We start from the raw sequence: 12,645 nt of genomic DNA, 5'->3' as shown, positions 1-12,645 counted from the left end.
TCATGGAATCCACGACTGTGCACAACGGCTGGTATCTGCTGGCCTTCCGATCCGAACTGACCGAGGAGATCACCCCGCTGGCGGTCGGACGCAGCCACCTGATCGCCGTGCGGGAGGACGACCGGATCCGGGTGTTCGATGCCGCATGCCCGCATCGCGGCGCCCATCTCGGGTACGGCGGCAAGCGCCAGGGTGACTGCGTGGTCTGCCCCTTCCACGGGAAGCGGATCGCCCTCGGGGACGCCGCCAAGCGCTGGTCGGTGGCCGAACACCCGGTGCTCGCCTGGGGCGAGGCGCTCTTCGTCCGGCTCACCGGCGACCCGGCCGGCGACCGCGGCTTCGAGCAGGCCGTGAAGGCGTGGGAGACCACGTACCCGCTGGTCAAGGCCATCACCCTGCCGGTCGCAGTGGCGTCCGAGTACGTCGTGGAGAACGCCTTCGACCCCGACCACTTCAAGGCCGTCCACGGAGTGCCCGGCACTCGCGGGATGGCGACACGGACGGGCGGCAGCGGGGAACTCGTGATCGAGGGCGAGTTCCTGATGCAGACCTCGCCCTGGCAGGACGCCCGCCGGCTGGAGGAAGTGCGCTGGGAGGCTCTACGCACCGGGACAGTGCGGTGGGACTACAAGCCCCGTTTCCTGGCCCGCGCGTTCAGCCCGTCCGTGGTGGTCACCGAATTCGGGCCGCCGGACGAGGTTCATGTCATCGTCACCGGCTCAGTGCCGACGGCGGAGGGTGGTTGCGTCGCACGGGTCGCGATCGGTGTGCGCAGCGATCAGCGGGCCGCGCTGCCGGCACTGATCGAAGGCAGTGAGAAGGCGCTCGGTGAGGACAAGGTGGTCTGGGAGCATCTGGACCCCCGTGCGCCCGTCGAGTACGACGCGCGCGATGCGCCGGTGCGTGCCTTCCGCGCGTTCTGCGCCGACTTCGGTGACCTGACGGACGAGGCGGGCGAGACGGGGCCGGAACGATGAGCGAGCTGCATCTGTACCGCTCCGGCAGCGGACCGGCCGTGCTCTGGCTGCATGGCTACACCATGGATTCCACCGTGTGGCGACCGATGTGGGACCGGCTGCCCGGCTGGACCCACATCGGCGTGGACCTGCCCGGCCACGGCGGTTCCGCCCCGATCCCGGCCGGGTTGACGCTCACCGAACTGGCGGAGCAGCTCGCCGAGATCGCCGAGGACACCGGGGCCCGCCGGGTCGTCGCGCTGTCCTTCGGATCGATGGCCGCGGTACAACTCGCCGTACAGCAGCCGCAGCTGGTCGAGCGCCTGGTCGTGGCGGCACCCACCCTGGCCGGTACGCCGAACGATGCGGCGGCGAAGGTGCGTTACCGCCAGCTGGCGTTGCTGTACCGGATGACCGGCCCCGGGGAGCAGCTGGCCGACCTGTGGATGCAGTCACCGCCCGACATCTTCAAGGGCACCGAGCGGCACCCGGAGGTACGGGCCGCGCTGCGGGCCGTGGTCGCCCGGCACAGCTGGGCGGAGCTGGGCAACCGCGCGATGGACGGCCTGACCGCCTGCCGTCACACCGAGGACGATCTGCGCGCCATCACCGCGCGCACCCTGGTGATCGTCGGCGACGACGACATGCCCGCGTTCGTCCGCAACGGCGAACTGCTGCAGGCCACGGTCCCGGACTGCCGACTGCTGACCCTGCTCGACTCCGGGCATCTGCCGCTCCTGGAGCGTCCCGGAGCGGTGGCCTCACTGATCGCCTCGCATCTGAACTGAACCGGCATACGAATGGGGGGCAGGGCATCGCGCCCTGCCCCCCATCGGCCTGTGCGGCCGTCGGGTCAGCGGCTCCGCCGCAGCGGGTTGATGACACCGAAGGCGCCGGTCAGCGTCGAGGGGTCGACGAAGGAGCCACCGGGACCGTGGGTGCGCCGGAAGTTCTCGACGAGTCCGGCGAAGGACGGGTCGACCTTGGCACGGTAGGCGGCGAGCATGTTGACCCGCTCCGGAGTCGAGATCTCCTGCTCCGCGCGCAGCTCATGGCTGCGGGACAGGTGGTACATGCCCTCGACCGTGTAGCCGCGGTCCAGCCAGCCCTGCCACAGCGCGTCGCGGTCCGCCTCCTGGCCGGCGAAGTACTCCAGGGCGCGCGGGCGCGGGCCCTCGGGCGCCGGGGCCGTCGGCACGGGGTCCGTGCGCAGCTCCACCCGCCGACCGCACAGGTACAGCACGCCGATGCCCTTGCGGACGCAGAGGTTGAGCGCCTCCGCCGCCGTGTCCACGATGGCCTCGCCCTTGTCGTTGAGCGAGGTGTTGCACAGGATCGGCACGCCGGTCGCGGCCCGGAAGGCGTCCAGCGCCCTGTGCAGTGCCGGGTTGGTCCGCTCGGTGACGGTCTGATGCCGGGCCGAACCGTCCAGATGAACGATCGCGGGCACCAGATCGCGCACTTCGGGCCGCACCTGGACCGCTTCCAGCATGTACGGCGACTCGCGGTCCGAGGCGAACCACTGCGGTGCGTACTGCGCCATCACGACGGGCGCGACCGGCCTCCACCACTGGCGGCGCTTGATGTCGTTCAGCATGTCCTTGACCTTGGCCGACCGCGGGTCGCCGAGCAGGCTGCGGTGGCCCAGCGCGCGCGGCCCCAGCTCCGCCCGGCCGTCGACCCAGGCGATGACGCCGTCGCTGACATCGGCGACGAACCGGTCCGCCGAGAAGTCGGAGACCGAGGCGATCCATGGGGCGAACTCGGCGAGGGCCTCCTCGGTGTCCGTGACGTCACGGCCGAAGTAGGCGGAGTCGATGCGGAGATCGGCCGTCTCCAGCGCGCCCGCGCCGTACAGGCCGAGCAGACCCAGGCCGATGCCCTGGCCGGAGTCGTTGGCGCACGGCGGGGTGATCAGCCCCTTGAAGCCGAATCGGTCCATCAGCAGGGTGTTGGTGGGGCAGTTGAGCGCGTAGCCACCGCTGGTCGACAGATAGGTGTCCTCGGCCCGGATTCCGCCCGTCGTGAGCAGTCGCTCGACATTGCGGACAGCGATCGACTCGCAGCAGCGCTGGACGACCTTCATCACGGCGCTGCGCAGGTTGTCCTCGGGGCTGAGCGCGGGGTCGAGCGTCATTCCCTCCAGCTGACGTTCGGCCTCGGCGACGATGTCGCGCACCAGATCATGTGCCTGCTTCCAAGGCTGCGTCGCCGATCCGCCGAAGAACGTCACATCCGCGATCGCGGCATCGGTGTCGAATTCGATGCTGGTCTCTGAAGCCGAGGCCAGCGCCATCAGTGAGCCCGGTTCCAGGCCGAAGACGGTCTCGGCCGCCGTGTAGAGAGGTCCGGGTGACTCGACCGGCGCGAACGTGAGCTGCCCGGCCTTGGACACGCAGCCCGCGTACCAGTAGCGATTGGGCTGGTTCTCCTGCGCGTAGTCGGGGAGCGCGTCAATGGCCAGACCGATGATCTGTTCCTCGCGGAAGAGCCTGGTGTCGCGCATGACACCGCTGAAGAGGTGGGCCAGGCTGTGGACGGGGAAGTCCTCGGCACCCGCCGGCTTCGGCACGGGCCGGTCGTTCGGCAGACCCGGAGTGCCCCAGCAGGCGCTGATGTCGGCGAGGGTCAGGCCCTCCTCGGCCAGCAGACCCTCCAGGAACTCGGTGGCGCGCGGCTCGGTGTAGAGGGGCCAGAAGTGGTGCTTCTGCCCGCTGACCCGTTCCAGCTCCCAGACGCGGACCAGGGTCAGTTCCGATCCGGCACTCCGCCAGAGGGCGACGTTCTGGTCATGACGCACGGAGAACACCGCGCCCGGTCCGGGCGGAGTGAGATAGGCGGACAGGAAATACTCGGTCACGATTCCTCTTTCCTCTCGCTGCCAGGACGAGGTATTTCCGGTCCACCGCGAGGGGAAGTCATCCCCGCCAAAGACCAGCCGCCTTCCCCGGCTTCGGCGACAACGCGGTCATTCAAACACGGCCACCGGAGCCCGTACATACCGAAAACCCGAGGTACGTATGAGCCCTATTTCCGGTGTACGTATGCGCAGTAACCGAATTCCGCATTCCGGGTGTGCTCGCGCCGGACGGCCCTCGTGAGGTCAGAGCCAGCCGCGGCGACCCGCGTGGAGTCCGGCCTCGAAACGGCTGCGCGCACCGAGCCGTTCCATCAGGTCCGCCATCATCCGGCGGACGGTACGCAGCGACAGTCCGAGGTGCTTGCCGGCGGCCTCGTCGGTGTAGCCCTGGCCGAGCAGCCGGAGCAACTCCCGCTCCTGGCCCGTCAGTCCCTGCTCATCGCGTTCCTGCGGGGTGCCGAGCGGTGTCGCGTCGGCCCAGACCTGCTCGAAGAGCGAGACCAGGGCGGTGATCACGCCCACCGAGGTGATCTGGACCGCTCCCTTGCGGGTGTCGGCCGGGTCGATGGGGACCAGGGCGACCTCCCGGTCGAAGATGACCATCCGCAGGGGCAGCGCCGGTACCGTCCGTACCTGGCCGCCCAGTTCGGTCAGCCACTCGGCGTGCTTGGCGGTCGCACGGTCCTTGCGGACACTGTCCAGGAAGACGGTGCGCATGCGGACGCCCCGGGTGAGGGCGTCCATGTTGAGCGGACGGCTCGCCTCCAAGGAGGCGGCGGAGCGGGCGCCGCCGGGGCTGAACGCGAGGCACTCGGTGGAGATCGAACGGGTCAGCTCCTCCAGCCGGGCCTGCACGGTCGCCATCCCGATCAACCGCTCGATCCGGTGGTTGTGCTCGCTCGCCGACTCGTCGCGGTACTCGGCCAGCAGCCGGGTGATCGCGGCCTGGCTCTCTTCGAACTCCTGCTCGCGGCGCTGCCGTTGCGACTCGTTGTGCTGCAGCAGGGCCGCCAGTCCGACCCGCGGATCGACGGGCAGCAGTCCGCCGGGGGCCTCGCCGGGCACCTCGTCGGAGGGCCGGAGCAGCCGGAGGTCGGCGAGCTGGTCGAGCGCAGCCCGTACCTCGGACTCGCTCATGCCCAGCCGGCAGGAGAGCTCCTCGACCCCCAGCTGATGATCAGTCAACATCAGACGGTAAACCGCCTGCGTCGCGCTGTCGATTCCTTGCATGGCCGGCGTATCACCCCCTGCACGCACGCCACTTGTCCCCCGGTCCCCGTCCGGGCGTACCACCGGCTGATCATCCCACGCCGTCGAGTGGGCCGACAACCGACCACGAGGTGATCCCGGCCGCAGCCCTCCACCGCCACGGCATTCGCGTGGCACCAAAGTGCCAAAGCGCTTTTCATGCCGCACTGAAAGTCTTCCGATGCGTGGATGGCTCCAGCAGACTCTTCCCTGTCGGAAGGCCACGGGGGCCTTGCCGTTCCGAACCGTCCGCCGATGATGATTCGCCGTCACCCGGTGATGGCCGGACATCTGGAATTGACCTGCGACGGTATAGGAGTAAACAATTTCCTGGGGGAATCATGCTTTCTTGTGCCAAGCTCTCTGTGCCCGCTCTGCTCGCGCTGTGCGTTTCGCTGGGCGCTCTGGCCGGGTCGGCGCACGCGGCGGAGGACGGCACTCTGCCGACGGCCACGACCGCCGCCGTCTCCGTCGCCGTGCAGACCGCCGTCCACGAAGGGCAGCTCGTCGCTGACGACGACATCCACTGGGACTGAGGCCGGGCCCCATCCGCACCGCTGATCCAAAAGGGCTGAACAACCGTGCACATGGCCACCGCGACGCTGGTCGGACCGACCGCCGACCACGTCCTGGACGGGACTTTGCTGGGCTCGCTGCTGTGGGCCGTGGCCGAGGAGCGCAGCGGCCTTGAGCACGTCACCGTGGCCGCCCGTCCGGGGCGGACCGACGTGGTGCTCTTCTACACCGGCGCCAGCCCCTGCGCGGCGGAAGCGGCCGGCGCGGATCTGTGCCGCCGGGCGCTGTGGGCGGCCACTCAGCTCGACGGCTGGCGCCTGCGTCCGGGCCCGCGCTAGGGCGTGTTCACCCCGGGCAAAGCTCAAGGATTGTGCAATGACCCGTCAGGAGACGCTGTGACGGCAATGGATCCGATCGTGCTGAACTTCTTCGGCATCGAAGTCGGTGTCATCGCGGCCGACCGGGACGAAGTGGCGTTCCACTTCGGTCCGCACATGGTGAAGAACTCCGGATGTCCCGATCAACTGCGCGTGGAATTCTCCCCGTCGACCGGTTCCGCTCCGGGCGAGTTCCTGGTGCGGCGCGGTGACGGCACGCCCCTGCTGCGCCGGGCCTTCAGGGGCTGGGGGAACGTGCCTGGGGCCCTGCCGCCCTTCGCCGCGTTGCAGGACCGGTTCTGCCTGGTGCCGGCCGTCGTGCTCGCCAAGGAAGGCGCCACGGTCGCACTGATCGGCGGACCGTACGCGGAGCAGGCGAACATCGGGACGGCGCTGGCACACCGTTCCTGGGAGTTCGTCTCCGGTCGGCTGCTGGTGCTGGACCGCGGCACCGGCGACGTTCTGCCGTATCTCGTTCCCCTGCAGGTGCGCGGCCGGGCCGCCGCCTGGCTGCGGGGCGCGGGGCTGCCGAACGAGCTGTGCCGCGCGGTCACCTCGCCGGCCGGCGCCGAGGTGCTGCTGGTGCGGCCGGAGTGTCTCGGTCCGGTGGCACCCGTCCGGGCGAGGCTGGGTCGGCCTACGCTGATCCAGCTGTGCCGAAGTGCCGACGAACGCGTCCGGTTGACGCCTTGCGAGTACACCGTGCAGGCATGGCCGGACGGTTCTGCCGGGCTGTTCGACGAAATGCCCACCTACCGTCTGGAACTGCCCGGCGTCAGCGGGGCGGAGGAGGCGGCCGGGTTGATCGACCAGAAAGTGCCTCACGAGGAGAGCGAATCATGCCTTTACGTACCCGATACGCTGCCGGCACACCGTGCTGGGTTGACTGCATCACTCCGGATCTGACCGCGAGCCAGGCGTTCTACGCGGCGCTTCTGGGCTGGGAGTTCACCTCGGAGAGGGCCGGCTACCACCTGGCCACGCTCGGCGGGCGGATCGTCGCCGGTTTCGGTGGCAGCCCGGCCGGACTGCCACCGAACGCCACCTGGAACGTGTATCTGGCCACCAAGGACGCCGACCACACCTGCGGGCAGGTCGGGACGCTGGGTGGACGGGTGGTGATGGACCCGGTGCCGGCAGGTGACGACGGGCGGCTCTTCCTCGCGGTCGACCCCTCGGGCGTGGTCGTCGGCTTCTGGGAGGGCCACCACGACGAGGGAGTGGTGCTCGCGGACGAGCCCGGGGCGGTGTCCGGGCACGAGCTGCGGGTGCCGGACGCCGTACGGGCCGCCCGCTTCTACGGCGAACTCTTCGGCTACCGGCTCGTATCGCAGGACGAGCGACTGGAGCTGGACTTGAACGGGTCCGCCGAGGCCCGCGTGGTCGAGAGCGACCAGGGCCGGCCCCTGTGGCTGCCGTACTTCGGCGCGGCCGACCCGGCGGACGGCGTGCGCCGGGCGCTCGCTCTGGGGGCGACGGTGGTCCGCTCCGGCCCGGGAGAGCCCACCGTGCTGCGTGACCCGTGGGGTGCCGAGTTCGGGTTGACCGCCGTCACAACGCCTTGACGGCCGCGCCGAGTTCGGAACGCCCCTTGATGGCGAGCTTGCGGTAGATCCGGCCCAGGTGGGTGTCGACCGTACGTTTGCTCAGGCAGAGCCGCTCGGCCACCTCCAGATTGCTCAGCCCCTGCAGGACGAGCTCGGTGACCCTGCGCTCGCTCGGGGTGAGCCGGACCGGGCCCGCGTCGCGCGTACCGATCACCGGGCCGCGATCCGGTGCCGGGCGGGGACGGGTGTCCGCACCGGGCAGCGGGTCGGCGGTGATGGTCCGGGCCGCGGCGAACTCGCCCAGCGTCTGGTACGCCTGGGCGGCGTGGGTGCGCCACGGGACGCAGGCGGGGTTGGCGATGCCCCGCACGGCCAGCTGGTGGCCGCACTCCAGGAAGAGCCGGAGCGCTTCCTTGTGGTCGCCGCGCGCCGCTGCGACCAGCCCGCGGGCCTCCAGCACCACCGCCCGGATCAGCGGATGGGTGTCGGCGGGCAGCGCGGCCCGGGTGAGCGGCGACTCGTCCGGGACCTGGCCGCGCCGCAGCAGGACCCGGATCCGCAGTGCGGTCGCCGCCGTGACCAGCTCATCGGCATGAATCTGTGCGGCCAGCCGGGCCGCCCGGTCGGCGTCGGACAGCGCGGTGTCCAGGTGCCCCTGCCGGTAGGCGATGTCGGAGCGGGCCAGCAGCGCCAGCGCCAGCTCGCCCGGGTGGTTCAGGCGCTGGGCGGAGCGGACCACCCGGCCGGCCCAGGCGGCTGCCTCGTCCAGTCGGCCGCTCCAGGCGAAGGCCATCGCCGCGCCGAGCACCCCGATACCCGCCTCGGCGGGTGAAGCACCGCTCACACACCGGGCCGCCAGCCGGACCGCCCGCCGGGGTGAGCGCCCGCCGGCCGCGGCCATGGCGGCCAGCGCGCCCAGGAAGCCCGAAACGGCGGACTCGTCCTCGGTCGCACGCAGCGACGCGACCGCGCGCCGGACGGCGGTGCGCTGTCCGGCGAGGACCGCCTGTGCGGCGAGCGGCAGCAGCAACTCACCCGCCGGGTCCTCGGTGGCGGCCAGTGCGCCCGCCGCCTCGGCGAACGGCACCGCGGCTCCGGCGGCGGTGAGCGCCAGCACCGGATGGGCGAAGGGCACCAGCAGCCCGGCCCGTTCGACCGGGTCGGCGGCCGTCGCGAGACCGGCGGCGTACCGGGCGCAGGCGGCCGGGTCGCGGTGCAGCTCTACGGTGCCGAGCTGCACGGTGAGCGACTGGATCAGCGCGGGGTCCGTCGCCTCGGCGAGCGCGCGCTGCAGGTAGCAGGCCGCGTCGTCCGGGCGGCCGTCGGCGGCCGCTTCCCTGGCGGCCGCCCGCAGCACCGGCAGCGCCCAGTCCAGGCCGGTGGTGCCGGACGACATCAGATGCTCGGCGACCCGGCCCGCGGGTGCGCCGAGCCGGACCAGCAGGGCTGCGGCCCGCTCGTGCAGCGCGACCAGGACGCCCGGATCGGTGCGGGCCAGCACGGCCGTACGGACCAGCTCATGGCGGAAGGTCTCGGGCGGGCCGGGGTCGATCAGGTCGGTGCGCCGCAGCGCCTCGCGGGCCTCGTCGGCCAGCAGGTCTCCCTGGCCGGCCAGCAGCGCCGCGGTGGCCAGATCCGCGCCGGGGCCGAGCACGGCGAGGGACGTGAGCAGCTCCATCGCCCGTGGATGGCTGCGCCGCAGCCAGCTGAGCGTGGTGTCGGCGAGGGTCGCGGCGCCGATCCGCAGCACCGCGTCCAGATCGGGCGCGCCGGGCGACGTACGAGCGGCCAGCAGCCGGTCCGTCAGCTCCTGGAGGACCAGTGGGTTCCCCCGCGACAGGTCGTGGCAGACGGAGGCCAGGTCCGGGTCGACCGGCGCACCGAACGTCGAGCTGACCCGCTCGGTCACGCAGCTGTCGCAGAGCGGCCCCGGGGTGATGGTGCGGGTGTGACCGAGTGCGCCGAGGTCGGCGGTGAGCGGGTCGGCGGCCTCGTCGGCGGTGGTGGCGAGGAGCGCCACCGGAAGGCCGTCGAGCCGGCGGGCGAGGTAGGAGAACCACTGCCGGGACGCGTCGTCCGCCAGGTGCAGATCGTCGATCGCCATCACCACCGGGGTGCTGGTGGTGAGCGAACGGGCGGCGTGGAAGAGGTTGTTCAGCACCTGATGACGGCCGTTTCCGGCCTCCGCGCCGGAGGCGGTCGGTTCGACGCCCGGGAGCGCCTGAGCGAGGTAACCACCGGGCGATTCCTCGGGAAATTCCGACTGCTGCGACCGGTCCGACCGGTTCGGCCGGCCGGGCCCGTTCATGAAGGGGTCGAAAAGCTGACGGACGACGCCGTAAGGAAAGTCACGTTCGTTGTCGTGGCACCGTGCCCGCAGCACCACCGCGTTGCCGGGTGTCCGGCCCAACGCGGCGCGCAGCAGCGCCGTCTTCCCGATTCCCCGCGGGCCCTGGATCAGAACCACGGCGGGCCGTCCGGCTCCGGCCTCGTCGAGTGCGCGGGCCAACTCATCGAGTTCCCGCTCACGATGCAACAAACTGCCTGCCGGCAATGCGACCCCCCGTTGGCGCGTCGGCGCGGTCGCGGCCCCGTCCGCGCCTGGGCCGTCAAAGGCCCGCCGGCACACCAGTATCGCGCACACGACCGCACTGTCAACGCGCACCAGGATACGTATTCGCCTACGTATTGGCGTCGCCGAATACGTAATGAACGTCGATACGTAGGCATTGCCGCGCGCCGAATTTGCAGTATGTACACAGGTTTTGACACGTGTTCGAATGCCCCGAGAGCTTTTCACCTCTCAAACGGCGGATACAGCCGTACTCGAGAACACAGGGGGATGACGCATGGAACGGCCGCGGCTCAAGGCCCATTTCCTGAGCGAAGTGGTGGACGGAAAGGTCTTCCTGCTCGGGGAGGGGCAGGACTATCTGGTCCCGGGAGCCGCCGCCGTGCGCCTCCTGCCGTATCTGGACGGCCGGCGCACCGTCGCCGAGATCCTGCAGGAGCTCGGCGGCAGTGTGCCGCTCGGCCAGGTGCTGACCGCGCTGCGGCGATACGAGGCCGCCGGGCACCTCGCCGAAGGCCGCCCCGACCTGCCCGAGGAAGTGCTGGCCTTCTGGGACGCCCAGGGCGTCGACCCGGCTGCCGTACAGACCGCCATGGACCGCACCGAGCTGCTGGTCCTGGCCCTCGGGGACACCTCGGCCACGCCGGTGGTCGAGGCGCTGCACTCGACCGGTCTGCGGGCCCGCGCGGTGGACGAGCCCGGGGCACTGGCCGCCGGTGCGGACACCCTGGTCATCGCGCTGGCCGACGACTACCTCGACCCGGCGCTGGAACGGCTCAACACCGCCCGGCTGGCCGATGACCGCCCCTGGCTGCTCGCCAAGCCGACCGGTACCAGCGTCTGGCTCGGCCCGCTGCTGCGCCCGGGCGTCACCGGCTGCTGGACGTGCATCGCGCAGCGGATCAGCGGCAACCGACAGGTCGAGCGCTACCTGGCCGGCAAGCGCGGCGAGGCCGTCCCGGCCCACCCGACCCGCGCGGCCATCCCGGCCGGTCCGGCCATGCTCGGGCAGCTGCTGGCCGCGGAGACGGCGAAGTTCCTGGCGAGCGGCTCCTCCGCCGCGCTGGAAGGGCAGATGGTCACCTGGGACCTGGCCACCCTGCAGACCACCGAGCACACCCTGGTCCGCCAGCCGCAGTGCCCGAGCTGCGGCGACCCCGGCCTGATCGCCGAGCGCAGTCCCAAGGTGGTGCTGTCGCCGAGCCCGGCCGGGCACACGACCGACGGCGGATACCGCGTACAGGCGCCCCAGTTCACCTACGACCGGCTGAAGCACCACATCAGCCCGCACCTGGGTGCCATCACCCGCCTCGGCGCGCATGACGACACCGGCAACGGCATCACCTACAGCTTCACGGCCGGCCACAACTTCGCGATGGTCAACGACAACATGGACCTGCTGCGCCGCAACATGCGCGGTCAGAGCGGGGGCAAGGGCCGTTCGGAGATCCAGGCCAAGGTCAGCGCCGTCTGCGAGGCGATCGAGCGCTACTCGGCGGTCTGGCGCGGCGAGGAGCCCGTGGTGCGCGCCGCCTACCGGGATCTCGACCCGGACACCGCCGTCCACATGGACCGCCTGCTGCTGTTCTCCCAGGCCCAGTTCGACGGCCGCGCCGAATGGAACGCGCAGCCGACCCACCGGCTGCACCTGGTGCCCGACCCCTTCCCGACCGAGGCCGAACTCGACTGGTCGCGCGCCTGGTCGCTCACCCACGACGCCGAGCGGCTGATCCCCTCCGGCTACGCCTGGTACGGCCACCCCGACCTGGCACGGCACTTCTACTGCGTCGGCGACTCCAACGGCTGCGCCAGCGGCAACACCTTGGAGGAGGCGATCCTTCAGGGGTTCTGCGAGGTCGTCGAGCGGGACGCGGTGGCGCTGTGGTGGTACAACCGGCTGCCGCGGCCCGAGTTCGACCTGGACTCGCTGAACGACCCGTACGTGCAGACCATGCGCGACTTCTACGCCTCGGTCGACCGTGAGCTGTGGGTCCTGGACATCACCTCCGACCTGGGCGTGCCCACCTTCGCGGCCATCTCCCGGCGCAGGCACGAGGTCGAGGACATCATGGTCGGTTTCGGAGCGCACCCGGACCCGAGGATCGCCGCGATCCGCGCACTCACCGAGGTCAACCAGTTCCTTCCGTTCGTGGACCGCCGCGACGAGAACGGCGCCACCCTGTACCGGACGGACGACCTGGAGACCCTGGAATGGTGCCGGACGGCCACCGTCGCCCAGGAGCCCTGGCTGCTCCCGGCCCGGGAACTGACGCCCACCGTCGTCACCGACTTCGCTCCGCCCGCCGGCGACGACCTGGCCGACCATGTGCGGGACTGCGTGGAGCGGGCGCGGGCACGCGGCATCGAGATCATCGTGCTCGACCAGAGCCGGCCCGACCTCGACCTCAGCGTGGTCAAGGTGATCGCCCCCGGCATGCGGCACTTCTGGCGCCGACTGGCTCCCGGGCGGCTCTACGACGTGCCGGTCGACCAGGGCTGGCTGCCCACGGCGCACGCCGAGGAGCAGCTCAACCCGAAGAACGTCTTCTTCTAGAACGGGCCGGGAAAC

10 protein-coding genes are annotated in these 12,645 nt (G+C 71.0%); 7 read left to right on the top strand and 3 right to left on the bottom strand.

The features are described from left to right. The first annotated feature begins 2 nt into the window (after positions 1-2). Together ACFYZZ_RS24415 and ACFYZZ_RS24410 are read left to right on the top strand one after the other, a co-directional pair. Positions 3-977 (top strand): Rieske 2Fe-2S domain-containing protein, encoded by a 975-nt coding sequence (locus ACFYZZ_RS24415; protein WP_389179583.1) that lies wholly within the window; start codon positions 3-5, stop codon positions 975-977. Further along, positions 974-1,744, top strand: coding sequence for an alpha/beta fold hydrolase (locus tag ACFYZZ_RS24410; protein WP_389179580.1), 771 nt, complete (start codon positions 974-976; stop codon positions 1,742-1,744). The genes ACFYZZ_RS24415 and ACFYZZ_RS24410 overlap by 4 nt, the downstream gene beginning before the upstream one ends. Before the next feature lie 65 nt (positions 1,745-1,809). Here ACFYZZ_RS24410 and ACFYZZ_RS24405 read toward each other — a convergent pair whose 3' ends face one another. Beyond that, the gene (locus tag ACFYZZ_RS24405; RefSeq protein WP_389179577.1) at positions 1,810-3,816 is read right to left on the bottom strand and encodes a carbamoyltransferase C-terminal domain-containing protein; all 2,007 of its coding nucleotides are present in this window, start codon (positions 3,814-3,816) and stop codon (positions 1,810-1,812) included. A gap of 243 nt (positions 3,817-4,059) precedes the next feature. Then, complete coding sequence (locus ACFYZZ_RS24400) at positions 4,060-5,004, bottom strand: LuxR C-terminal-related transcriptional regulator (protein WP_389179574.1); 945 nt, start codon at positions 5,002-5,004, stop codon at positions 4,060-4,062. Positions 5,005-5,429: 425 nt separating this feature from the next. Between ACFYZZ_RS24400 and ACFYZZ_RS24395 the strand changes: the two genes are divergently transcribed. The 4 genes from ACFYZZ_RS24395 to ACFYZZ_RS24380 are packed head-to-tail and all read left to right on the top strand — an operon-like array spanning position 5,430 to position 7,522. Next, entirely contained in the window at positions 5,430-5,600 is a 171-nt protein-coding gene (locus ACFYZZ_RS24395) for a hypothetical protein (RefSeq protein WP_389179571.1), read from the top strand. A gap of 51 nt (positions 5,601-5,651) precedes the next feature. Next, on the top strand, positions 5,652-5,918 hold the full coding sequence (locus tag ACFYZZ_RS24390) for a hypothetical protein (protein ID WP_389179568.1): 267 nt from the start codon (positions 5,652-5,654) through the stop codon (positions 5,916-5,918). A 3-nt stretch (positions 5,919-5,921) separates the two neighbouring features. Then, the gene (locus tag ACFYZZ_RS24385) at positions 5,922-6,863 is read left to right on the top strand and encodes a hypothetical protein (RefSeq protein ID WP_389179565.1); all 942 of its coding nucleotides are present in this window, start codon (positions 5,922-5,924) and stop codon (positions 6,861-6,863) included. Further along, a complete protein-coding gene (locus ACFYZZ_RS24380) occupies positions 6,797-7,522 on the top strand; it encodes a VOC family protein (protein WP_389179562.1) in 726 nt (241 codons plus the stop codon). Before ACFYZZ_RS24385 ends, ACFYZZ_RS24380 begins: the two co-directional genes overlap by 67 nt. On the opposite strand, the gene ACFYZZ_RS24375 is transcribed toward ACFYZZ_RS24380, so the two are convergent. Beyond that, positions 7,509-10,133: an ATP-binding protein gene (locus ACFYZZ_RS24375; RefSeq protein WP_389179801.1), complete on the bottom strand. Its 2,625-nt coding sequence runs from the start codon at positions 10,131-10,133 to the stop codon at positions 7,509-7,511. The two genes, ACFYZZ_RS24380 and ACFYZZ_RS24375, sit on opposite strands and share 14 nt — an antisense overlap. A 220-nt stretch (positions 10,134-10,353) precedes the next feature. Between ACFYZZ_RS24375 and ACFYZZ_RS24370 the strand changes: the two genes are divergently transcribed. Next, positions 10,354-12,630 carry a TOMM precursor leader peptide-binding protein gene (locus tag ACFYZZ_RS24370; RefSeq protein WP_389179559.1) on the top strand — a complete coding sequence of 759 codons (2,277 nt, stop codon included), beginning with the start codon at positions 10,354-10,356 and terminating at the stop codon, positions 12,628-12,630. Positions 12,631-12,645 lie beyond the last annotated feature (15 nt).

It is taken from the genome of Streptomyces sp. NPDC001816 (genome assembly GCF_042892235.1).
Lineage (GTDB): Bacteria > Actinomycetota > Actinomycetes > Streptomycetales > Streptomycetaceae > Streptomyces.
Note: the sequence above shows the minus strand (reverse complement) of the source record. Positions and strands in the feature narration are given on the sequence as shown.